The 22,706-nt window shown below is 62.2% G+C and carries 24 protein-coding genes; 6 read left to right on the plus strand and 18 right to left on the minus strand.

Annotated elements, in window-relative coordinates; translation table 11 throughout:
- Positions 1-22: 22 nt before the first annotated feature.
- The 9 genes from bamA to J2Y48_RS18610 all read right to left on the minus strand — a co-directional run bounded on the left by bamA (position 23) and on the right by J2Y48_RS18610 (position 9,914).
- Positions 23-2,383 (minus strand): outer membrane protein assembly factor BamA, encoded by a 2,361-nt coding sequence (gene bamA, locus J2Y48_RS18570; protein WP_310420949.1) that lies wholly within the window; start codon positions 2,381-2,383, stop codon positions 23-25.
- Between the two features lie 224 nt (positions 2,384-2,607).
- Positions 2,608-3,741 (minus strand): RIP metalloprotease RseP, encoded by a 1,134-nt coding sequence (gene rseP, locus J2Y48_RS18575; RefSeq protein WP_310420952.1) that lies wholly within the window; start codon positions 3,739-3,741, stop codon positions 2,608-2,610.
- 30 nt (positions 3,742-3,771) lie between these two features.
- Positions 3,772-4,602, minus strand: a complete 831-nt coding sequence (locus J2Y48_RS18580) for a phosphatidate cytidylyltransferase (protein WP_310420954.1) — start codon at positions 4,600-4,602, stop codon at positions 3,772-3,774.
- The gene (locus tag J2Y48_RS18585) at positions 4,602-5,345 is read right to left on the minus strand and encodes an isoprenyl transferase (protein ID WP_310420956.1); all 744 of its coding nucleotides are present in this window, start codon (positions 5,343-5,345) and stop codon (positions 4,602-4,604) included. Before J2Y48_RS18585 ends, J2Y48_RS18580 begins: the two co-directional genes overlap by 1 nt.
- 48 nt (positions 5,346-5,393) lie before the next feature.
- Complete coding sequence (frr, locus tag J2Y48_RS18590; protein WP_310420958.1) at positions 5,394-5,954, minus strand: ribosome recycling factor; 561 nt, start codon at positions 5,952-5,954, stop codon at positions 5,394-5,396.
- Positions 5,955-6,008: 54 nt separating this feature from the next.
- A complete protein-coding gene (gene pyrH / locus J2Y48_RS18595) occupies positions 6,009-6,731 on the minus strand; it encodes a UMP kinase (RefSeq protein ID WP_310420960.1) in 723 nt (240 codons plus the stop codon).
- Positions 6,732-6,902: 171 nt separating this feature from the next.
- On the minus strand, positions 6,903-7,826 hold the full coding sequence (tsf, locus tag J2Y48_RS18600; protein ID WP_310420962.1) for a translation elongation factor Ts: 924 nt from the start codon (positions 7,824-7,826) through the stop codon (positions 6,903-6,905).
- Between the two features lie 299 nt (positions 7,827-8,125).
- Positions 8,126-8,890, minus strand: coding sequence for a 30S ribosomal protein S2 (gene rpsB, locus J2Y48_RS18605; RefSeq protein ID WP_310420964.1), 765 nt, complete (start codon positions 8,888-8,890; stop codon positions 8,126-8,128).
- A 193-nt stretch (positions 8,891-9,083) separates the two neighbouring features.
- Complete coding sequence (locus J2Y48_RS18610; protein ID WP_310420966.1) at positions 9,084-9,914, minus strand: cell envelope integrity EipB family protein; 831 nt, start codon at positions 9,912-9,914, stop codon at positions 9,084-9,086.
- A 212-nt stretch (positions 9,915-10,126) separates the two neighbouring features.
- On the opposite strand from J2Y48_RS18610, the gene J2Y48_RS18615 reads away from it, so the two are divergent.
- Genes J2Y48_RS18615 through J2Y48_RS18630 form a run of 4 tightly spaced genes read left to right on the plus strand, consistent with a single transcriptional unit; the run spans position 10,127 to position 12,984 of the window.
- Complete coding sequence (locus J2Y48_RS18615; RefSeq protein WP_310420968.1) at positions 10,127-10,591, plus strand: RidA family protein; 465 nt, start codon at positions 10,127-10,129, stop codon at positions 10,589-10,591.
- Positions 10,591-11,322 carry a glycerophosphodiester phosphodiesterase gene (locus tag J2Y48_RS18620; protein ID WP_310420970.1) on the plus strand — a complete coding sequence of 244 codons (732 nt, stop codon included), beginning with the start codon at positions 10,591-10,593 and terminating at the stop codon, positions 11,320-11,322. Before J2Y48_RS18615 ends, J2Y48_RS18620 begins: the two co-directional genes overlap by 1 nt.
- 2 nt (positions 11,323-11,324) lie before the next feature.
- Entirely contained in the window at positions 11,325-12,521 is a 1,197-nt protein-coding gene (locus tag J2Y48_RS18625; RefSeq protein ID WP_310420972.1) for a GNAT family N-acetyltransferase, read from the plus strand.
- A 37-nt stretch (positions 12,522-12,558) separates the two neighbouring features.
- Positions 12,559-12,984 (plus strand): HIT family protein, encoded by a 426-nt coding sequence (locus J2Y48_RS18630; RefSeq protein ID WP_310420974.1) that lies wholly within the window; start codon positions 12,559-12,561, stop codon positions 12,982-12,984.
- Positions 12,985-13,030: 46 nt separating this feature from the next.
- On the opposite strand, the gene J2Y48_RS18635 is transcribed toward J2Y48_RS18630, so the two are convergent.
- The 8 genes from J2Y48_RS18635 to J2Y48_RS18670 all read right to left on the minus strand — a co-directional run bounded on the left by J2Y48_RS18635 (position 13,031) and on the right by J2Y48_RS18670 (position 19,823).
- Positions 13,031-13,402 carry an AzlD domain-containing protein gene (locus tag J2Y48_RS18635; RefSeq protein ID WP_405030258.1) on the minus strand — a complete coding sequence of 124 codons (372 nt, stop codon included), beginning with the start codon at positions 13,400-13,402 and terminating at the stop codon, positions 13,031-13,033.
- Positions 13,369-14,115, minus strand: coding sequence for an AzlC family ABC transporter permease (locus J2Y48_RS18640; protein WP_310420978.1), 747 nt, complete (start codon positions 14,113-14,115; stop codon positions 13,369-13,371). Before J2Y48_RS18640 ends, J2Y48_RS18635 begins: the two co-directional genes overlap by 34 nt.
- A 75-nt stretch (positions 14,116-14,190) precedes the next feature.
- A complete protein-coding gene (clpA, locus tag J2Y48_RS18645) occupies positions 14,191-16,674 on the minus strand; it encodes an ATP-dependent Clp protease ATP-binding subunit ClpA (RefSeq protein WP_310420980.1) in 2,484 nt (827 codons plus the stop codon).
- A 9-nt stretch (positions 16,675-16,683) separates the two neighbouring features.
- Positions 16,684-17,034 (minus strand): ATP-dependent Clp protease adapter ClpS, encoded by a 351-nt coding sequence (gene clpS / locus J2Y48_RS18650; RefSeq protein ID WP_310420982.1) that lies wholly within the window; start codon positions 17,032-17,034, stop codon positions 16,684-16,686.
- A gap of 250 nt (positions 17,035-17,284) precedes the next feature.
- Positions 17,285-17,638, minus strand: coding sequence for a phasin family protein (locus J2Y48_RS18655; RefSeq protein ID WP_310420984.1), 354 nt, complete (start codon positions 17,636-17,638; stop codon positions 17,285-17,287).
- Positions 17,639-17,812: 174 nt separating this feature from the next.
- Positions 17,813-18,016, minus strand: coding sequence for a DUF3126 family protein (locus tag J2Y48_RS18660; protein WP_310420986.1), 204 nt, complete (start codon positions 18,014-18,016; stop codon positions 17,813-17,815).
- A 92-nt stretch (positions 18,017-18,108) separates the two neighbouring features.
- The gene (cysE, locus tag J2Y48_RS18665; protein ID WP_310420988.1) at positions 18,109-18,942 is read right to left on the minus strand and encodes a serine O-acetyltransferase; all 834 of its coding nucleotides are present in this window, start codon (positions 18,940-18,942) and stop codon (positions 18,109-18,111) included.
- A gap of 95 nt (positions 18,943-19,037) precedes the next feature.
- Positions 19,038-19,823 (minus strand): alpha/beta hydrolase, encoded by a 786-nt coding sequence (locus J2Y48_RS18670; RefSeq protein WP_310420990.1) that lies wholly within the window; start codon positions 19,821-19,823, stop codon positions 19,038-19,040.
- A gap of 172 nt (positions 19,824-19,995) precedes the next feature.
- Here J2Y48_RS18670 and J2Y48_RS18675 point away from each other — a divergent pair, with 172 nt between their 5' ends.
- Positions 19,996-20,241, plus strand: coding sequence for a zinc-finger domain-containing protein (locus J2Y48_RS18675; RefSeq protein ID WP_310420992.1), 246 nt, complete (start codon positions 19,996-19,998; stop codon positions 20,239-20,241).
- 26 nt (positions 20,242-20,267) lie between these two features.
- Positions 20,268-21,434 carry an FAD-dependent monooxygenase gene (locus J2Y48_RS18680; RefSeq protein WP_310420994.1) on the plus strand — a complete coding sequence of 389 codons (1,167 nt, stop codon included), beginning with the start codon at positions 20,268-20,270 and terminating at the stop codon, positions 21,432-21,434.
- A gap of 69 nt (positions 21,435-21,503) precedes the next feature.
- Here J2Y48_RS18680 and J2Y48_RS18685 read toward each other — a convergent pair whose 3' ends face one another.
- Positions 21,504-22,694, minus strand: a complete 1,191-nt coding sequence (locus J2Y48_RS18685; RefSeq protein WP_310420996.1) for a cystathionine beta-lyase — start codon at positions 22,692-22,694, stop codon at positions 21,504-21,506.
- Positions 22,695-22,706: the final 12 nt, after the last annotated feature.

Consider the following 22,706-nt stretch of genomic DNA (forward strand, 5'->3'; position numbering starts at 1 on the left):
TCGCAGTTCTGGACTGCCGGGATCAGAAGCTCGACGAAATGCCGAACTTGAACCGCTGCTCCTCGTCGAAGTCTTCCTTGACGACCGGAATAGCATAGTCGACACGCAGCGGACCGAACGGCGAAGACCAGATCAAGCTGGCGCCGACAGATGCGCGCCAGGACATGCTTGTCCCTTGGACGTTGTCGTTTCCGATGTCGACCTTGTTGCCATACAGGGTACCGGCATCGGCAAACAATGCGCCGCGGAAGCCGGCGTCACGCGCGATGAACGGTATCGGGAACGTGGTTTCGGCCGAGACCGTGAAGTAGGTCGTACCGCCGATCTCGTCGCCATTGGTCATGCGAGGACCGATGCCGCCGCTTTCGAAGCCGCGCAGATCGTTGGCGTTCAGCTGGAACTGGTCGAAGACCATCAGATCGCCGCTGGTCGGCGTCATGTATCCGGCACCGGCGGTGAGACTGCCGATGATGTCGGCATCTTCCATCAGCGTCTGGAAATAACGTGCCTTGCCGTAGATCTTGTAGAAATCGGAGTCGCCGCCAAGGCCAGCGAATTCCTGCGTGAAGGTCGCATAGATGCCTTCACGTGGCAGCTTGCGATCATCGAGGGTATCGTAGGTCAGCGACTGCGAAACCGAAGAGCGGACCCACGGGCTGCCGTCGATCGCAGCCCAGTAGGGGTCCGAAATGTCCTGGTTTTCCGGAGCCTTGTTCTGGTCTTCAGTCTGGTTGACGCTCGTGCTGTAGTCGTACTTCGAGTAGTTGTAGCGCAGCGTCGTCGACAGGTCCTCAGTGATCGGGGCCGTCACCCGCAAGGTGACCCCCTGGCTGTCGACATCGTAGAAGTCTTGGGAGTTGTCCTCATTGCGGAAGATGTCGAAGCCGGCCGCAAGACGGTAACCGAGGAAATACGGCTCCGTGAACGACAGGTTGTAATTGCGCGAATCAGAACCACCGCCCGCGGCGATGCGGATGTACTGGCCGCGACCGAGGAAGTTCCGCTCTTCGATCGAGGCCTCCAGCTTGAAGCCGCCGTCGTTGCCGGTCGTGTATCCGACGCCGACGCCGAACGTGCCGGTTGACTGATCCTGAACGTCCACCACCAGCACGACGCGGTCGGAAGCGCTGCCCGGAGCCGTCGAGACATTGACGGTCGAGAAGAAGCCGAGCGCCTCGAGACGCCGCTTTGCGCTCGTGACCACTTCCTGGTTGAACGCGTCGCCTTCGCTGATATCGAACTCGCGACGGATCACGTAATCACGCGTACGGGTGTTGCCGCGAATCTCGATGCGCTCAATGTAAGCGCGCTCACCCTGGTCGACCAGATAGTCCACCGCAATCGTATGGTTGGCGAAGTCGCGATTCCCCCGCGGCGTTACCCGCGCGAAGGGATACCCCTTCGCCGCCACGCGCTTCGAAATTTCCGACATCGAATCCTGCACGTCGCTCGCACGGTAGACAGAACCGGCGCGCGTTTCGAGAAGGCCCTTGAGCTCCTCGGCGTCGATGCCCTCGACGGTCGATTCGACGGTGATGTCGCCGAAATTGTAGCGTTCACCTTCCTCGACGGTGAAATTCAGCGTGTACTCGTTCGTGCTTTCATCGAGCACGGCCTCCGACGACACGATCTGGAAGTCGGCGTAACCGCGGTTGAAGTAGAACTGACGCAGCACCTCCTCATCGGCGCGCAACTTCCCTTCGTCGTAGACATCCTTGCGGGTCAGGAACGACAGCGGACCGGATTTCTTCGTGTTGATGACCGAACGCAGACGGCCGTCGCTATAGGCATTGTTGCCGACGAAGTTGATTTGCGAAATCTTGGTCCTGTCGCCCTCGTTGATGACAAAGGCCAGGTTGACGCGTCCGTTGCCGAGATCATAGGTCTGCGTCGTGACCGTGGCATCGCTACGACCGATCGCGGCGTAGGCGTCCTTGATGGACTGGATATCGCCTTCAATGGTCGTCTCGCTGAACGGCCCCTGGGACCGTGAGCGCACGATACCCGCGAGCTTGTCGTCCTTGATCTTGCGGTTGCCGTTGAAGACCACCTGGTTGATCAGGCGATTCTCATCGACGACGACGACGAGCGTGCTGCCGGAAACGCTGATTCGCACATCGGAGAAATACCCGGTCGCAAACAGCCGACGCACGGACTCATCGATATCGGCGTTGCTGAAGCTCTTGCCGGGCTGAATGCTGAGGTTTGCCCGCACGGTTTCGGCGCTGACACGGCTTGCGCCACGAACATCCACGCGCTGGATAACGGCAGCTTCTGCGGCACTTGCGGCGACGAGCGAGACAGCTGCTCCACCAGCCACCACCATGCTCGTCGAAAGGGCAACGGCAGACACCGCGTTCAAAAATCTTGAACCAGCTTTCATTTTCACAACTTACCTTTGTTTCAATGTCTCGCGGCGAACTCGAACCCGACTCCGGTCACGCTGCCGTTTTAACCGCTTTTGCTATACAAGCAAGGTCGGCCGTTAATTTCTGTTTACTTCAATTCGAACCGTGGCCCATTGGTCACGAAATGCTTTCGTTTACGGTAAACAGTATCTTATCGAGCCTTCCTCGCGCGCCTCCAACCTGCAAAACACCCTCTACACTATCCAAGTCTGCCGAACGTGTCGTTCCAGGTTGCAAACACGGTCAGCATCAGAATCAGCGCCATGCCGATCCGAAAAGCGATTTCCTGTGCTCTAGGACCGACCGGCCTTCCTCGAATGGCCTCAACCGCATAGAACATCAGGTGCCCACCATCAAGTACCGGAACCGGCATAAGGTTTAAAAGTCCAATGGAAACAGAGAGAACAGCGGCGAGCTGCAGCAATGCGGCCACACCCAGCGTCGCCATCTGGCCTGACGCCTGCGCCACCCTGATCGGTCCGCCGATCTGATCGGCCTTCATCCGCCCCGTAACGACATTCGAGAGATAGTCGAAGGTTCCGGTAACGATCTGCCAAGACTGCAGCACACCCTGCCCGACAGCCTCCAGCGGGCCGTAGCTGACCTGGCGGAAATTGCCGGCTGCCTCGTTCGTCACGATTCCAATGATGCCCACTTCCATCTTGTTACCGAACTGATCGGTCAATTCCGTCCGATCCGGAACCATACTGAGGTTCTGCTCGGCGCCGTTGCGCCGGATCGTGACGACGATCGGAACCTCGGGCCGCACGCTGACGTAGCGCCGCACGTCGTCGAAGGTGCGAACCGGCGTGCCATCGATCGCGACCAACAGGTCGCCGGGCAAGACACCTGCTGTCGCCGCGGCGCTCGGTTCGCGCACCTCCGCCACGATCGGATCGGCCACCTGCCGACCATAGACCGCGAAGGTGACGCTGAAGATGGCGATGGCAAGGATGAAATTGGCAATCGGACCGGCTGCGACGGTTACGGCTCGCTTCCACAACGCAGCACCGAGAAATGTGCGCGCCCGCTCGTCCGGAGACAGCGTGCCGAGCTTGGCATAGTCCGGTGTCGACGCCGCATCCTCGTCGCCATGAAACTTGACATAGCCACCGAGCGGGATTGCCGAGAGCTTCCAGCGGGTGCCGCGGCGGTCGGTAAAACCGGCGATCTCCGGTCCGAAGCCGATCGAGAACGCCGTGATGCCGATGCCGGACCACCGCCCGGCAAGATAGTGTCCCATTTCATGGACGAAGACGATCAGCGTCAGCACGACCAGGAACGGAACGATGGTGCCCGTCAATAATCCAAACGCCTGCGACAACAGTTCCATGGCCAGTTGGCCTCCTTACAAGTACAGGCGTCAAAGTCCGAGGAGGAACGCGCCCGTCGACGCGACGGAAGGCCCGGCCACCGTCGCGGCCGTTCCCAGCAGGAACGCCGCGAAGCAGGCGAAAACAAGACCGTCGACCCGATCCATAACGCCCCCGTGGCCCGGGATGAGCTTGCTGGAATCCTTCACCCCGAAGCGTCGCTTCAGGAAGGACTCGAACAGATCCCCCACCTGACTGAACACCGACAGGACGAGGGCGACAAACGGTATCCACAACCCGGTCGCAGGGAAGAAACAAAGATAAAGCGCGCTGCCGGCAATGATCGCCGCAACCGTGCCGCCGATGGCCCCGGACCAGGTCTTGCCGGGTGAGATCGACGGCGCCAGCTTCGGGCCGCCAATGGCCCTGCCGACGAAATACGCCAGGATATCCGTCGACCACACCACCGCAAAAACGAACAGCATGGCGATCAGCCCGGTCGCATCATCCGCCCGGATTGCCGTCAGGGAAAGCACCGTCAGGCCCGCATAGGCGATGCCGCCGGGCAGCCAGAGACTGCGCCTGAATGACAGAACATGCAGGAGCGAGACGATGACGGCCGCGCAGACGGTCACAAACGCCATCTCGGCTTCACCGAACACCGTCATTGCGCAAGCGGCTGCCGTTGCCGCCCAGCCGAAGGCGTTACCGCGAAAGTCGATCTCAGCCAGCCGGGTGATCGTCGACCATTCGTAATAAACGAGCAAGGCGATCGCTGCCGACAGCAGGCGGAACGGCAGGCCACCCGCCCAGGTCGCGGCCAGCACGACGACGGCCATGACGATGCCGGAAATGATGCGAAGGCGGAGTTCCGTGCTCATCAGGAGCCCACTGCGAGCGTCTGTGCCGTCACGCCGCCAAATCGGCGTTCGCGCCCGGCAAAGTTCGCGAGCGCATCGAGGAAGGTCGCCCGAGAGAAATCAGGCCAGAAATCGGGAATGAACATGAGTTCCGAATAGGCTGCCTGCCAGAGCAGGAAATTGGAAAGCCGCTCTTCGCCGCTGGTGCGGATGATGAGGTCGGGATCGGGTATGTCGGCCGTATCCAGCCGGGCGCTGATCAGTTCCGGGGTCACGTCCGCCGGATGCAGCCGCCCCGCGGCCACGTCGCCGGCGATCGAGCGCATGGCACGAGCCATCTCGTCCCGCGAGCCGTAGTTGAACGCGATCACCAATTGGATGGAGGTGTTGCCGCGCGTGCGTTCTTCAGCCTCGAGAAGGAGCGGCAGTATATCGCTGCGCAGGTTCGACCGATCCCCGATGACGCGGATGCGGACGTTTTCACGGTGCAGTGTCTCGAGATCCCGGCGTATGAAGGTCTTCAGCAAGCCCAGCAGGTCGCTGACCTCGCTCTCCGGCCGGCTCCAGTTTTCAGAGGAGAAGGCGAAAAGGGTCAGATAGCCGACGCCGGCTTCAGCCGCGGTGCGGACCGCCTCCCGCACGGCCTCGACGCCCTTGCGATGCCCCATGCTGCGCGGCAGGCCGCGAACATTGGCCCAGCGCCCGTTGCCGTCCATGATGATGGCAACGTGGTTGGGAATGTTCTTCAAAGCATGCTTGGTCATCGACGATCCGTGGGAGATGCGAGAGTCCTGGCGAGCCTGCAACCGTTGCTAGACCTGCATGATTTCCTTTTCCTTGTCGGCAAGCAAGCGGTCGACCTCGGAAATCATCTCGTCCGTCATCTTTTGAACCTTTTCAGACTGGTTGCGGCTGATGTCCTGACCGATGTCGCCATCCTTCTCGGCTTTTTTCAGGTCGTCCATGCCGTCGCGACGCACGTGACGAATCGCAACCTTGCCCTTTTCCGCGTAATCGTGCGCGAGCTTCACGAGCGAACGGCGACGCTCCTCGTTCAGCTCGGGCAGCGGGATGCGCAGGTTCTGGCCGTCGATGATGGGATTGAGGCCGAGATTGGATTCCCGGATGGCACGGTCGACCGCGTTCACCATCGACTTGTCCCAAACCGAAACGGCGAGCATGCGCGGCTCTGGAACGGTGATGTTCGCCACCTGGTTGAGCGGCATGCGCGAGCCATAGGCTTCAACCGTCACCGGGTCGAGAACGTTGGCCGAGGCGCGACCGGTGCGCAGTGAAGCGATATCGTGCTTGAACGCGGAAATGGCGCCATCCATGCGGCGCTTCAGTTCCTTCAGATCTACACCTTCACTCATTGCTTGAAACTCCCGTTTTCTAGGAAACTACACCCTTTCGGGCGAGTTTCGGAATCAGTTGTCGGATACGATGGTCCCGCGACCGCCGCCGGTCAATATTTGGGCAAATCCGCCCTCTTCGTGGATCGAGAAGACAACGATCGGAATCGAGTTCTCGCGTGCCAGCGCAACCGCGGCAATGTCCATGACGGCAAGGCCCCTCTCCAGAACCTCGTTGTGGGTCAGGCGCTCATAGCGCGTTGCTTCCGGGAACTTCTTCGGATCGGCCGAGTAAATTCCATCGACCTGCGTTCCCTTGAAGATGGCTTCGGCGCCGATTTCGGCGGCACGCAGGGCTGCCGCCGAGTCCGTCGTAAAGAACGGATTGCCGGTACCACCGGCAAAAATCACGACCCGGCCCTGTGCCAGGTGATGCAGCGTCCGGCGCTGGGAGAAGCTCTCGCAAATCTCCGGCATGGCAATCGCCGACAGGACGACGGTATCGATATCAAGCTTGCGAAGCGAGGTTGCAAGTGCCAGCGCGTTGATGACGGTGGCGAGCATGCCCATGTGATCGCCCGTGACGCGGTCGCCCCCCTTCGAGGCCACGGCGACGCCGCGGAAGATGTTGCCACCGCCGACGACGACACCGACCTCGACACCAAGCGCACGTGCCTCGGCAATGTCGCCGGCGATGCGATCGGCGACAGCGACGTCGATGCCGAACCCTTGCGAGCCCATCAACGCCTCACCGGATGCTTTCAGCAGAACGCGTTTGTAGATCGGTTTGGCGGACATTGGCGCTCCTGGCGGTTGGTCTGACGTGGCGGCGAAGCGGATGAGGCGATGGCAGCGCGCATTCGTCACGCGGGCATCTGTTTGGCCTGCAGTTTCGCCGTCAGCCGGATACACGAAGGGCACCGCGTTGTCACGCGATGCCCTTGCCTTTTCCCAAGTCGGGTAAAGAAATCAGCCCTTGGCGGCAGCCGCAACTTCCGCTGCGAAGTCCGACTCTTCCTTCTCGACGCCTTCGCCGAGCAGGAGGCGGGCCATGCCGGTGACCTCGATTGGCGCACCGGCGAGCTTCTCGGCGTCCTTGATCGCTTGGCCGACGGTGATCTCCGGATTGATGACGAAAGCCTGGGACAACAGCGCGACTTCCTCGAAGAACTTGCGCATGCGGCCTTCGACCATCTTCTCGATGATGCTGTCCGGCTTGCCGGAAGCGCGCGACTGTTCGATGAAGACGTTGCGTTCGCGTTCGGCGACGGCGGCGTCAACCTCTTCAGCGCGGATGGCCAGCGGATTCGTCGCGGCAATGTGCATGGCGACCTGACGGCCAACCGAGAACAGCACTTCCTTGTCGCCAACCGACTTCAGGGCAACGAGAACGCCCAGCTTGCCGATGCCGTCGCCGGCGGCATTGTGGATGTAGGTGGCGACAACGCCGTCTTCGACCGTCAGCAGTGCCGAACGACGCAGCGTCATGTTCTCGCCGATGGTGGCGATGGCGTCCTTGATCGTCTCTTCGACGGACTTGCCGGTTGCCGGGTAGGTAGCCTTGGCAATGGCTTCGACGCTGCCGTCGGTGTTGAGCGCGACGTTGGTGATGCCGCGGACGAGCTCCTGGAAGGCCTCGTTGCGGGCCACGAAGTCGGTCTCGGAGTTGATCTCGACGGCAACGGCCTTGACGCCGCCACTGACGATGCCGACGAGGCCCTCAGCCGCGGTGCGTCCCGATTTCTTGTCGGCCTTGGCAATGCCCTTGGCGCGCAGCCAGTCGATCGCCGCTTCCATGTCGCCATTGGTTTCTGCAAGCGCCTTCTTGCAATCCATCATGCCTGCGCCGGACTTCTCGCGCAGTTCCTTCACCATTGCTGCAGTGATTTCCATTGTCTCGCCTCTTTACGGGTTCTGCGCATGCCGCGGGCACCATCGATCCGTGCCGGCCTGCGCGATTTCAACTCTGTCGTGGCGCCTTCTGCGTCCTTGGGAACGCATGTCCGTAGCGGCCGCCATCCATCGTGATGAGCGTTACAGGATGATGACGGTTCAGCATCCTGACCGGCCGCGATCCGCACAACGCGCATCCTGGCCGGCAAACGCGACAAGGCCGTTCAACCTTCCGGCGGAAAACGGCCTTGTCCTGTTTCGTTCATAGGACGATGCGGAACAATCCGCGCCCTGCCCTATCAGGCTTCGGCGTCGTCCAGAGCGGGCTCGACCGGAACTTCGGCCGATGCGCCGATGTCGCGGCCCGAAGCGCCCTGCTGGCGTGCGATGCCGTCGATGGCAGCGCGTGCGATCAGGTCGCAGTAGAGGGCGATGGCGCGCGAGGCGTCGTCATTGCCCGGGATCGGGAAGTCGATCGGGTCCGGATCGCAGTTGCTGTCGATGATGGCGACGACCGGAATGCCAAGGCGCTTGGCTTCCTGGATCGCAATCGACTCCTTGTTGGTGTCGATGATGAACATCAGGTCCGGCGTGCCGCCCATGTCCTTGATGCCGCCGAGAGCCTTGTCCAGCTTCTCACGCTCGCGCTCGAGGTTCAGGCGCTCCTTCTTCGTGAAGCCCGAAGCTTCCGAAGCGAGGATGTCGTCGAGCTTGCGCAGGCGCTGGATCGAGTTGGAAATCGTCTTCCAGTTCGTCAGCATGCCGCCGAGCCAGCGCGCATTGACGTAGTACTGGGCCGAACGCTTGGCGGCGTCGGCGATGATTTCCGATGCCTGGCGCTTCGTGCCGACGAAGAGGACGCGGCCGCCGCCGGCGACGGTGTCGCTGACGATCTGAAGGGCGCGGTGCAGAAGCGGAACGGTCTGCGCCAGGTCAATGATGTGAACGTTGCTGCGATCGCCGAAGATGTACGGCTTCATCTTCGGGTTCCAGCGGTGGGTCTGGTGGCCGAAGTGAACACCAGCTTCCAGAAGCTGGCGCATGCTGAAATCGGGCAATGCCATGCCTTATTCTCCTTTTTCCGGTTGAACCTCCGCAAGGCGAACAGCAGAGCCCATTGGCTCTGCCACCGGCGGAACAGCCCGGATTTCTCCCGGTCCATCCCATGCCTCACGTGTGGAATGCGGTGCCATTAACCGCAGTCGCGCCCGAAATCAAGCCCTGGCGAACGAAAAGCCCGACGGCGAGGGCCTTACGCTACTTGCACTCGGCAGCCGACTGGAAGACTTCCAGATTGGCGAGTTTCCCCGTCAGCACGAAGTCGCCGTAGTCCATCGTCAGGTCGCGCGTAATGCCGTTCTCGTAGAGCTTGAACGACATCCGGTAGACAGGCAGAGCGTCGCCAGTTGCCTCGTCGTTGTAATAGGCGATCGTGACCGGCCAGTACTCCTGCTTGGCGAACGAACCTGCCTTGGCAGCGTCGGCGTCACCGGCCTCCGGCATCTCCTTCTTGCCAAGCACGGTGGTCGTCATCAGCGTCTTGTCACCCGAATCCGAGCCGTCGAAGATCCGGGCCTCGAAGAATCTTTCACCCTTCTTCGCCCGGTCGATTACCGCCAGCATGTGCTCCGTGGGAAACACGCTTTCCGCCAGTTCCACGTCGCGCGCGTCCGGGGACGTCAGTTCGACGTTCACGCCGGTCTTGTCGTCGCGGGCGCTGCCTCGAACCTCTCGGTCGAGTTTTTCGTCCGTGAAGGAGCGCGTCAGGAAGCGGAAGCTGCGATTCTTGAGGTCCTCGTAGGTGGTCGTCTGCTGGTCGGTCAGCCGGGTTTCCTCGCCGGTGTTGACCTGCGTGACGAAGCGGAAGCTGACGGTGTAGCCGTCGCAGGCATTGCCGTTGAACTCATAGACCATGCGCCCGTACATCCCGGCGATTCCCGAGCGCTCGGAGGCATCCTTGAGTTGCAGGTTGTAAACGGCGCGATGCGGGGCCAGGCCGACCGGCGTGGCCGCAAAGGCCGAACCGAGCGGCAACGCCGCGAGACAGGCCGCCACGGACGCGATCGGGACAAAGCTTGGGCGAAACATCCGTTTCCTCCTGTTGAACTCTGCCGCGATGTTATAAGAACAGTTTCGGCAAGAGCGAGGCATATAAGCATCTGCAGGCCGAATTGTAACAGAAAACGCAATCGAGGCGGCGCGCCTGGAAAACTGCTCCGGCTTTCCCCTCGGTAAGACTATGATCGGAAAGGCGCCTCCCCTTGGCGGCGCGACAGCATCAATCGAAAACGGAGACACGCATGTCCGCTGAAATTGAGAACCGGGTCAAGGAACTGGGTTACGACATTCCAACTGCTGCGGCACCCGCCGCCAACTATGTTTCCTATGTCATCAGCGGTTCGGTGCTGCACATCTCGGGCCAACTGCCGATCGCCGACGGCAAGATCGCCGTGACCGGCCATCTCGGCAAGGATGTCGACGTCGCGACCGGCCAGAAGGCTGCCGAACTTTGCGCGGTCAATCTGCTTGCCCAGGCCAAGGCCGCGCTTGGTGACCTGTCGCGCATCAAGCGCGTCATAAAGATCAATGGCTTTGTCGCATCCGTTCCCACGTTCGTTGAGCAGCATCTCGTCATCAACGGCGCTTCGAACCTGCTTGTCGCCGCGCTCGGGGAGCCGGGCAAGCACGCGCGTGCGGCCGTTGGCATGGCTGCACTGCCGCTGAACGCCGCCGTCGAGATCGATGCCATCATGGAAATCGCCTGATGCCGTCCAAGGATCTTTCCTGGCTCACCGCCCAACCGATCGCCCATCGCGGGTTCCATGACATGAACCACGCGGTCTGGGAAAACACGCTTTCTGCGTTTGCCCGCGCGGTCGAAGCGGGTTTTGCGATCGAATGCGACCTGCAATACGCCGCGGACGGTGTGCCGGTCGTCTTTCATGACGACGAGTTGAATCGCCTCTGCGCCATCCCCGGCGACGTCCGGGCCAAGAGTTCGGTAGAGCTCGGCATGCTCTCGGTCGGCGGAACCGCCGACAAGGTGCCGACGCTCACGCAGCTTCTCAAGCTCGTCGACGGCCGTGTTCCCCTCGTCATCGAGCTTAAGGGGCGCAAGGGCGACGACGAGGGCTTTGTCGACAGCGTCCTGGAGCTCATCGAGGACTACAAGGGGCCGATCGCACTGATGAGCTTCGATCACTGGCTTCTGAAGGACCTGAAGGCGCTGGACCCGCCCCGCCCCGTCGGCCTCACGGCCGAGGGCGCCAATCCGGAAACCTTCTTCGTGCACGAGGAGGCGATGCAGCTCGGGCTCGACTTCATCTCGTACAACTATGGCCACCTCCCCAATCCCTTTATCACCAAGGAACGCAAGGCAGGCGTTACGGTGATTACCTGGACCGTCCGTGACCTGACAGGGATCGACAAGACGCGCGCCGAAGCCGACCAGATGACCTTCGAAGGCTTCGATCCGCGGGAAGCCCTGGTCGCCTGACGATGACGGACGCTTACCGGATACGCGTCGTCCAGCACTTTGCCGAAGTTCCGGCAGAACGCTGGGCACGCCTTTCCGGCGCATCTCGTGGCCAGTCGGGCACGGCCTATAACCCCTTTATCACCCACGCCTTCCTTTCCGCACTGGAAGAGTCCGGCTCGGCGACGGCCGACACCGGGTGGCTCGGGCAGCACCTGTTGCTGGAAGCGGAGGACGGCACGCTTTTAGGAGCGATGCCAGCCTATCTGAAGAACCACAGCCAGGGTGAGTACGTATTCGACCACGGCTGGGCGGAAGCGTTTGCGCGGGCGGGCGGGCGCTACTATCCGAAGCTGCAGGCGTCCGTCCCCTTCACTCCCGCAACAGGCCCGCGGCTGCTCTGCCGCGACGGCGACGATCCGGCGCCGGTGCGCCAGGCGCTTGCCGCCGGGATCAAGGAGCTGACGCGCCGCCACGACATCTCATCGGCCCATGTCACCTTCCTGCCGGAGGACGAGCTCCCGGCGTTGGTCAACGCTGGCTTCCTCCCCCGCACCGACCAGCAGTTCCATTTTCTCAACGTCGGCTACCGCTCGCATGACGAGTTCCTTCAGACGCTCGCATCGCGCAAGCGCAAGGCGCTGAAGAGGGAACGCCGCACGGCGCTCGAAAACGGGATCGAGATCGTCTGGCTGACTGGCAGCGAGCTGACGGAAGGCATATGGGACCAGTTCTTCGCCTTTTACATGGATACGGGTGGGCGCAAATGGGGCCGCCCCTATCTCACGCGCCGCTTCTATTCGCTGGTCGGCGAACGCATGGCCGACGACATCCTGCTGGTGATGGCGAAACGAAACGGTCGCTACATTGCCGGCGCGATCAACTTCATCGGTGGAGATGCCCTGTTCGGCCGCCACTGGGGCTGCATCGAGGATCATCCGTTCCTGCATTTCGAAGTCTGCTACCACCAGGCCATCGATTTTGCCATCGCAAACGGCTTGAAGCGCGTCGAGGCGGGGGCGCAGGGCGAGCACAAGCTGGCCCGCGGCTACATGCCGGTGACGACGCATTCAGCGCACTATATCGCCCATCCGGGCCTGCGCCGGGCGGTCGCCGATTATCTCGAGCGCGAGCGCCAGGATGTCACCGAAACCGGCGAATGGCTCGCCGAACATGGGCCATTTCGCAAGCCGGCCGTTCGTTCCGCCGACGACGAGTGATTAATGCGGCCGACGGGCCTAACATGAGGAGACTGCCATGACCGCCTACGACCCCGGAAACATCTTTGCCAAGATCCTGCGGGGCGAAATTCCCTCGCACAAGGTCTACGAGGACGAGCACGCGCTGGCCTTCATGGATGTGATGCCGCAGGGCATTGGCCACACGCTGATCGTGCCGAAGGCTCCCTCGCGCAACATCCTCGACGCCGACCCGGAGACACTGGCGCGGGTTATCCCGATCGTGCAGAAGATCGCGGTCGCCGCAAAGGAAGCCTTCGAGGCCGACGGCGTCACGGTGATCCAGTTCAACGAGCCGGCGTCGGGCCAGACGATCTATCACCTGCATTTCCACGTCATCCCGCGCTTCCACGGCGTGCCGCTCAAGCCCCATTCGGGCGTCATGGAGAACCAGGCCATCCTCGTGGCCAACGCGCAGAAAATGCGTGACGCCTTGGCTGACTAAAACGCGACGCGAATTTTCGGATGCGCATCCGCTGCGTTCTCGGCGCTCACGTGCCGAGAACGAACAGTCCCCCGGCGAGAAAAGCGATCGCTGCCACGATGCCGAGGATCTGGTTGCGGCCGCCGGCGAAGAACGCCAGCGCCCCGACGGCGATGGCCGCCAGTCTCAGCCACAACGGCGACGTTTCCAGTTCGCCGGTCGGATAGACGATCAACTTGGCAATGACGGCGGCGACAAGCGCCGTGGCGACCGCCTTGACCCAGGTCAGGATCTCCGATTTTTCATCGAGCCTGTTGCCCGCCAGCACACCGAGCCAGCGCCAGATATCGGTCGCAAGCCAGCCAGCGACGGCGATGAAGACATAGGGCCAAATGCCGTCGAAGCTCATGCGACACTCCCTGCCAGCTTCCGCCGCCATTGCCGCTCGCCCGCCCAGGCGAGCGTCCCGCCGACCAGACCGGCAAGGAGAATGTCGAACTCCGGCGCGATCTCGCGAAAGACGACGCCCAACACCAGGCCGGTTCCCAGCGCCCAGTAGATCACGCGATGACGGGCGGATACCCAGATCGACGTGAGGAAATAGACCGGCGTGAGAAAGAACAGGCAACCGGAGACGACCGGCGGAAACGTCGTCACCAGCCCGTAGGCGATACTGACCAGCACGGTGTTGACCGTCGTCAGCGTGGTGCCGAAGCCGGCAAAGAAGGCCACCCGCCGGTCGCGTGGCACAGCAGAGACACGCTCCATGGCAAAGACCCAGGCAGTGATCGCCACGAAATGCGACAGCAGCAACAGAACCCAGGTCGGCGTCCTTGGCGAACGGATTTCCGGAATAAGCGACGCCACCATCGGCATCATCCGCACGGAGGAAAGCGTCACAGCGACGAATGCCGCCGCGAGGTTCGCACCGGAGAGCATGCTGCCGACGAGGATGACCTTGGCCGGTAGGGCCCAGACCATTCCGGTCATGAACACGACCTGCCCGAGCGGAATGCCCGCTTCCGCCGTGAAGGCGGCGAAGCCGACGAATGAGAGCATCAGGATGATCGCGGGAACGCTGAAAAGGCCGCGCATCCCCTGTACGAACCAGTAGCGGTTCGATTTTTCACTCGGCTGACCCTCGGCACTCATCAATGCATTCCTGGCTTGCGGCATGAAAATGCCGGGCAGTGGCCTGCCCGGCATACGTCGCTCTTTGAGGGACGGTTACTTCTTCCGTGGCACCTTCGGCACGGCGCTGCCCTTGCGCGGCGGCGTGGCTTCAGATGCGGCCGCTTTCGCAGCCTTGCGCGGTGCCGCGTCCGCCGTCACTGCCTCCTTCGGCTTCTTCGGCTTGGCCGTCTTGCGTGCCGGTGCGGAAATTTCCGCCTTCGGCTTGATGGGAGCGGTTTCGGGTACGGCGTCGAGGATGATGCCCTTGCTGCCGTCCTCCTTCACGCCGACCGAAACGCGGACGACGCCGCCCTTCTTCAGCTTGCCGAAGAGAATCTCGTCGGCCAGCTTCTTCTTGATGTTCTCCTGGATGACGCGGGCCAGCGGCCGCGCCCCCATCCTTTCGTCGTAACCCTTCTCCGCCAGCCAGGCGATCGCCTCGGGCTGAAGTTCGAAAGTGACATTGCGCTCGGCAAGCTGCGTCTCGAGCTGCATGACGAACTTCTGCACGACCTGGTGGATGACCGGCGTCGGCAGCGAGGAGAACGGAATGATCGCATCGAGACGGTTGCGGAACTCCGGCGTGAACAGCCGGTTGATCGCTTCCATGTCGTCGCCTTCGCGCTTCGACGAGCCGAAGCCGATCGCCGCCTTGGCCATATCGGAGGCGCCCGCGTTCGTCGTCATGATCAGGATGACGTTGCGGAAGTCGATCTTCTTGCCGTTGTGATCCGTCAGCGAGCCGTGATCCATGACCTGCAACAGGATGTTGAAGAGGTCGGGATGCGCCTTCTCGATCTCGTCAAGCAGCAGCACGCAATGCGGATGCTGGTCGACCCCATCGGTCAGGAGCCCGCCCTGGTCGAAGCCGACATAGCCCGGAGGCGCACCGATCAGGCGCGACACCGTATGACGCTCCATGTATTCGGACATGTCGAAGCGCAGCAGTTCCACCCCGAGCGAAGAGGCGAGCTGCTTGGCGACCTCGGTCTTGCCCACGCCGGTCGGACCGGAGAACAGGTAGCAGCCGATCGGCTTGTTCGGCTCGCGCAGGCCCGCACGGGCAAGCTTGATGGCCGAGGCCAGGGCATCGATCGCCAGATCCTGGCCATAGACCACCGAGCGCAGTTCCTTGTCCAGATTGGCGAGGACGGTCTCGTCGTCCTTGGATACGGACTTGGGCGGAATGCGCGCCATCGTCGCGATGGTCGCTTCGATCTCCTTTTCGGTGATCAGCTTGCGGCGTTTTCCGACCGGCAGCAGCATCTGCGCCGCCCCCGTCTCGTCGATCACGTCGATCGCCTTGTCCGGCAGCTTGCGGTCGTTGATGTAGCGGGCCGAGAGTTCGACGGCCGTCTTGATCGCCTCGTTCGAGTACTTCAGCTTGTGATAGTCCTCGAAATAGGGCTTGAGGCCCTTCATGATCGCGATCGTGTCATCGATGGTCGGCTCGTTGACGTCGATCTTCTGGAAGCGGCGGACGAGCGCCCGGTCCTTCTCGAAGAACTGCCGATATTCCTTGTAGGTGGTCGAGCCGATGCAGCGGATCGCCCCGTTGGAAAGCGCCGGCTTCAGTAGGTTGGATGCGTCCATCGCACCGCCGGAGGTCGCACCGGCCCCGATGACCGTGTGGATCTCGTCGATGAAGAGCACGGCGCCCGGATAATCTTCCAGTTCCTTCACCACCTGCTTCAGGCGCTCCTCGAAGTCACCGCGGTAGCGCGTGCCGGCCAAAAGCGTGCCCATGTCGAGCGAAAAGATCGTCGCGTTCTGGAGGGCCTCGGGCACCTTGTTCTCGACGATACGCTTGGCCAGCCCCTCGGCGATCGCCGTCTTGCCGACGCCTGGATCGCCGACATAGAGCGGATTGTTCTTCGAGCGGCGGCAGAGCACCTGGATCGTGCGATTGACCTCGGCGTGGCGGCCGATCAGCGGATCGATCTTGCCGTTCCTGGCCTTCTCGTTGAGGTTGACGCAGTAGGCGCTGAGTGCATCCTGCTTCTTGGCGCTGTCCTCCTGCTCGCCCTGCGACCGCGTCGGCTTCTGTTCGTTCTCCTGGTCGTCCGAGCCGCGAACCGTGCGGGCCTCTGAGGAACCGGGCCGTTTGCCGATGCCGTGCGAAATGAAATTGACGGCGTCATAGCGCGTCATCTCCTGCTCCTGCAGGAAGTAGGCGGCATGGCTCTCGCGCTCGGCAAAGATCGCGACGAGCACGTTCGCCCCGGTAACCTCTTCGCGGCCGGAGGATTGGACGTGGATGACCGCGCGCTGGATCACGCGCTGGAACCCCGACGTCGGCTTGGAGTCCTCCTCGTACCCGGTCACCAGGTTGGCGAGATCGTTGTCCACGTAACTGGTGACGGTCTTGCGCAGCGCTTCGAGATTGACGTTGCAAGCGCCCATGACGGCGGCTGCGTCGGTGTCGTCGATCAGCGCCAGAAGCAGATGCTCCAGCGTGGCGTATTCATGGTGGCGCTCATTGGCATAAGTCAGTGCCTGATGGAGCGCTTTCTCAAGACTGGTCGAAAAAGTCGGCACGTTCTTTCCTCATTTCTTTTCCATGACGCATTGCAGCGGATGCTGGTGTTGGCGGGAGAAATCCATCACCTGTGTCACTTTGGTTTCGGCAACCTCATAGGTAAAAACACCGCACTCACCCACTCCGTGGTTGTGCACATGCAGCATGATCCGCGTTGCCGCCTCGCGGTCCTTCTGGAAGAACCGCTCGAGAATGTGAATCACGAACTCCATCGGCGTGTAGTCGTCATTGAGAAGCAGGACCCGGTAGAGGCTCGGCTTCTTCGTTTTCGGCTTCGTGCGGGTAATGACGGATGTGCCGCGGCCGGGGGTGTCGCCGCTTCCTTCATCGCCCTGCAACCGGACCGGTATCGCATTCATTACTGCTCATTCCTTGTGGGCACGGCTTTCTCCGGAGGGGGTGGCCGCGGCGGCGATGTTGCCGTCATTAGACCTACGTAATCTAGTGGTTTCTTCACCGATTTTAAGGCCCCAGCTTTGTCCTGCAAGGATAATCGGGCCACGCCCGCCGGAAATAGGGAAAATTGTCGTTTGCCAGGCCACCCGGCACGGAAAAGCCGGCGGCACTTGCGCACCGCCGGCTCCCAAAATCAGATTGAACGTAAAACGATCAAGCAGCCGCGGCGGACTTTGCCGCCGCCGTCGTCCTTGCGACCGGGCCCTCGTAGGGTTTGTAGGCATCCTTGGCGAGGTCGGAGTACATCTCGCCGATTTTCGTCGCCTCGGCGACGTAGGACTCGTAGGCCTTCTTCACGTAGGTGGTCTGAAGCTCGAGCGCCGTTTCGAAGCTCCTGGCGCCGGAAAGCTTCTCGAAATGCGCGATGCCGTCCTCGAAGGACTTTTTGGAATAGTCGGCCGCTTCGGTCGCGATCGCCTGCATGCCCTTGGCGAGCGACGAATAGCTCTTCAGTACGGTATCCATCGCTTCCTTGCCCTTGGCATTGGCATCATCGAAATTGAACATAGGATGCTCCCTCTTGTTCCACCGGATGCCCGGAACTTTATATGCGCTGCACAATAAAGTCAATTTGATGCTGCGGCGCGCCATTTCTTAAAGTTTGCAAGGGTTTGAACGTCTCCATCACGCAAAAACCCGGGCCTTCGGCCCGGGTTTCCAAAACGTCTCTGCCAAAGCAACTCAAAGGTCGATGTCGAGGATCGCCATCGAGAAGTTGTAGGACAGTTCACCGTCCTCATCGTCGCGGAACACGACGCCCAGGAACTCATCGGCAAGATAGACCTCCGCCGACTCGTCCTTCTTGGGGCGGGCCTTGACGACCATGTCCTTGTTGAAGTTGCGCTTGAAGTAGGCCTCAAGCTTCCTGATCTCTTCGGGCTTCACGATCTAGTCTCCGTTCGGTTCGGTTGGCCGCTTCTCGCACCTGCGCCGGAAGCTGTAAACCCACGTACAGGTGTCTTTCAGCGGTTTTCCGTTCAGATGTCGAAGCCCGCGCCGTGCAGGATCTGATCCATGGCCCGCGAGGGCTCCGAGCAGCCGGCCTCGCCGACGACCTTGGCCGGTACACCGGCGACGGTCGAGTTCGACGGCATGTCCTTCAGCACCACGGACCCCGCGGCAATGCGCGAGCAGTGGCCGATATGGATGTTGCCAAGGATCTTCGCGCCGGCGCCGATCATGACGCCGTTGTCGATCTTCGGGTGCCGGTCACCGCCCTCCTTGCCTGTTCCGCCGAGGGTAACGTTATGCAGGATCGAGACGTTGTCGCCGATCACCGCGGTCTCGCCTACGACAAGGCCGGTCGCATGATCGAGGAAGATGCCCTTGCCGATGCGGGCGGCAGGATTGATGTCCGTCTGGAACACGCCGGACGAGCGGCTCTGAAGGTACAGGGCGAAATCCCGCCGACCATTTGCGTAGAGCCAATGCGCCAGCCGGTGGGTTTGAATGGCATGAAAACCCTTGAAGTAGAGCACCGGTTCGATGAAGCGGATGCAGGCAGGGTCACGATCATAGAAGGCCTGGATATCGACGCGCAGGATCGCGCCCCATTCCGGCCAGGACGTCGCCATTTCCTCGAACGTCTGCCGCAGGAGATTGGCCTGCAGGTCGGGGTGGTCCAGACGCTCGCAGACGCGATGGATGACGGCGGCCTCCAGCGAGGGCTGGTTGATCACGGTGGAGTAAAGGAAGGCCGCAAGCAGCGGATCCGCGAGTGCGGCGGCGCGCGCTTCCTGTTGCAGGCTGTCCCAGATCGGGTCCATCACCTTCAGCCTGTCGTCGGCGCGCTTTTCGTTCGTGGCGACCATCGCCGTGCTCCTTCTTGCCTCACAGCTCATTATATAGTGCAAACCTGCCCTGGGCGGAATGCCCCGGAACGTTGCGCAATGCTCTTGGTCCTGACCTAGCGACCATCCAATTCCGAATAGAACTCCAGAACCGCCTTTTTGAAGACGCGATCCCCGACCGAAAGCATGTGGTCGCGGCCCGGAATGTCGACGGCGCGTGCATGCGGCATCAGTTCGGCGAGCGCCTGCGCCGAGCCGGCAAGGTCGTCTTTGGTGCCGACAGCGACGAGCGCCGGCGCCTCGATCCGACTTATCTCCGCCGCCGTCAGGAGATCGCGCGATGTCATGATGCAGGCGGCCAGTGCCTGGCGGTCGGACTTCGTCTGGTCGGCAAAGGCGCGAAACATCCGCCCGCGTTCGTGACTGACGTCGTCGAGGGAGGGGGCAAGCAAGGCGCCGGCGATCGGATCCCAGTCCCCTACCCCGTCCACCATGCCGATGCCGAGCCCGCCGAAGACCACCGAGCGGACACGGTGCGGATGGGCGAGCGCCAGGAATGCGGTGATGCGGGCCCCCATCGAATAGCCCATGACATGAGCTTGCGGGATGCCGAGATGATCGAGCAGAGCCGCGGCATCGCCGGCCATCAGCGGCGGATGGTACAGCGCCGAGTCATGCGGCTTGTCGCTTCTTCCGTGGCCACGGTTGTCGATGGCGATGACGCGGTAGCCGGCATCGCCCAGGGTTTTCAGCCAACCGGGATGAACCCAGTTGACGCTGGCGCTCGAGGCGAACCCGTGGATCAACAGCACGGGCTCGCCTGCCGGATTGCCTTCGTCGAAAAAGGCCAGCTCGAGGCCGTCGTGGCGAAACCGGGAAAAGGAAGGAAGATTGAGATTCATCGCGCGCCTCTGCCAATGCATTCGTGCCCACCGCTCATAGGCGGGATTGTCGCCCAAGAAAATGTCTGCTTCGGAATTTCTCGCCCAAGACGGCGGTTTTGCCGCTACACTTTTGACCACGAGAGCTATATGGTCCGCCGCAAATTGCGACCTTTCGACTTCGGAGCATCCCATGGCCGGACACACCATTCCCCATTTCCAGAACGACGGCGGACATGCCGTGATCGAGATCGGCGTCAAGGAATTCATGTGCGTCGGCGCCTCGGTTCCCTTCGACCATCCACACATCTTCATCGACATGGGCGACGACAACGAGAAGGTCTGCGGTTATTGCTCCACGCTCTTTCGCTACAACCCGTCGCTCAAGGCGACCCAGACAATCCCGGTCGGCTGCACCTTCGCCAACCAGGCTGCGTGACCAATGCGTGTTGAGGCGGCGGGACGATGACCGTCAAGACGGTTGCAATCGTCGGCGCCGGCATCGCCGGGCTGACCGCCGCCTTATGCCTCGCCCGCAAGGGCATTGCCAGTCACATCCTTGAACAGGCGGACCGACTGGAAGAGGTCGGCGCCGGCCTGCAGATTTCGCCCAATGCCTCGGGCATCCTTGCAAGAATCGGTGTTCTACCCGCCCTCGAAACGCAGTGGCTGGAACCGGAACGCATCGTGCTCGCCTCCGGCCGCACGCTCAAGCCGCTCACCGCCATACCCGTTGGCGTGGAGGCCCGGCGGCGCTGGCACTATCCCTACGGAGTCCTCCATCGCGCCACGCTGCAACACGTTCTGCTAGACGCCGCGCGGGCCGAACCACTCGTCCAGGTTCACCTCGGCGCGCAGGTCGCCCGCTTCGATCCGGCGGCGATTACCGCTCAGATCGGCGCGCCGGCGGATCTGATCGTCGGCGCCGACGGCGTCTGGTCGATATTGCGTACCGCCGTTCCCGCCGCCCCGCCGGCGCGCTTTAGCGGAAGCCTCGCCTGGCGCTTCATGGTGCCGTTCGACGGTGCCCCCCGGTTTCTCGATCCGCGCTCCGTCGTCGCCTGGACCGGGCCATCGGCGCATCTCGTCGCCTATCCGATCGCCGAAGTGCAATCCTTCAATGTCGTCGCGATCCACCAGGGCGCGTTCCGCGGCCACATCTGGTCAGCCACATCCGGCCAGGCGGGCATGGCGCTGCGCTTGGATGCGTTTTCGGGATGGAACAACGAGATCGTCGCGCTCCTGCGCGCGGCAGAGACTCCGCTCGCCTGGCCGCTCTACGAGTGCGCCGACGGACGCTGGTTCAACAATCGCGACATGATCCTGATCGGTGACGCCGCCCATGCGACAACGCCGTTTGCGGCGCAGGGCGCGGCGATGGCGATCGAGGATGCCGCCGAGCTTGCCGCAACGATCGCCACCGCGGCGGATCTGCCCGCCGCATTGTCCGCCTTCGAACAACGGCGGCGCGGACGTCTGAAGCGTGTTCGCGCCCGTGCCGACTTCAATCGCTTCGCCTACCACGCCCGCGGGCCGATCGCACTCGCCCGTGACGCCGTTCTGGCGTTGCGCAGTCCGGAGAGCCTTGCTGCGGATCTGGACTGGCTTTACGGGTATCGCGCCCTCGATTGAGGCGAGCGCGCCCTTCGTCGGCGGGCCGCTGGTCAGGCCCGCCGCTCTCGTTTTTGCGCGATATCTGCCTCAGACGGCACGTGCGGCAGCAAGTCCCCGCTCGATGTCGGCTCGGATATCGGCAACGTCCTCAAGCCCGATCTGCAGACGCAGCACCGGGCCTTCCTTCGGCGCCGTACAGATTGTGCGGTCGCTCAGGTTCACGTGCACGGCGAGGCTCTCGTAACCGCCCCAGGAATAGCCGAGACCGAAAATGCGCAAGGCATCGAGGAAGGCATGGGCCTTCGCCCTGAATCGGTCCGGACTTCCCCCCTCAAGCACTATGGAAAAGATGCCACTCGCGCCCTTGAAATCGCGCTTCCACAATTCGTGGCCGGGGAAGCTCGGAAGTGCCGGATGAAGCACGCGGGCGACCTGGTCGTTTCCTTCCAGCCACTCGGCCAGGCGCAGCGCGCTTTCCTGGTGGCGCTCCAGCCGTACGCCCATGGTGCGCAGGCCCCGCAAAAGCTGGTAGGAATCGTCTGGCGAACCGCAGATTCCCAGCGCGAAATTCCCTTCCCACAGTTGCGGCCAATGCTTGGCGTTGGCAGAGACCGTTCCCATCAGGATGTCCGAGTGACCGGCCGGGTACTTCGTTGCCGCATGGATCGAGATGTCGACGCCGTGGTCGAGCGGCTTGAAATAGAGCGGCGTCGCCCAGGTGTTGTCGATCGTGACGACGGCCCCGCCCTTGTGGGCGGCGTCCGCGATCGCACGGATGTCCTGCATCTCGAAGGTGTTCGATCCCGGTGCCTCGGTGTGGACAAGCTTCGTGTTCGGCCGCATCAACCGGGCGATGTCAGCGCCGATCGCCGGGTCGTAGTATTCCACGGTGACGCCGAGCCGCGTCAGCATCGTGTCGCAAAAGTGCCGGGTGGGACTGTAGACCGAATCAACGATTAGCGCATGGTCGCCGGCCGACAGGAACGCCAGGAAGGGCACCGTCACCGCCGCCAGCCCCGAGGGGACGAGAATCGTTCCGGCAGACCCTTCCAACTCGTTGATCGCGTCACAGAGAGCATCGGTCGTCGGCGTGCCCCGCGTCCCGTAGCTATACTTCTGCGCCCGTTTCTCCATCGTCGCCGCATCGGGGAACAGGACCGTCGAGGCATGGACGACCGGCGGGTTGACGAAGCCGTGGAAATCCATGGGATCATTGCCGATATGGGCAAGGCGGGTATTGTCGCCCGCACCAGCGAGCACTTCAGCTTTGTCTTTCATTGTTTATCCGGA

Origin of the sequence: Mycoplana sp. BE70 (genome assembly GCF_031455855.1) — a bacterium.
Taxonomy (GTDB): Bacteria; Pseudomonadota; Alphaproteobacteria; order Rhizobiales; family Rhizobiaceae; genus Mycoplana.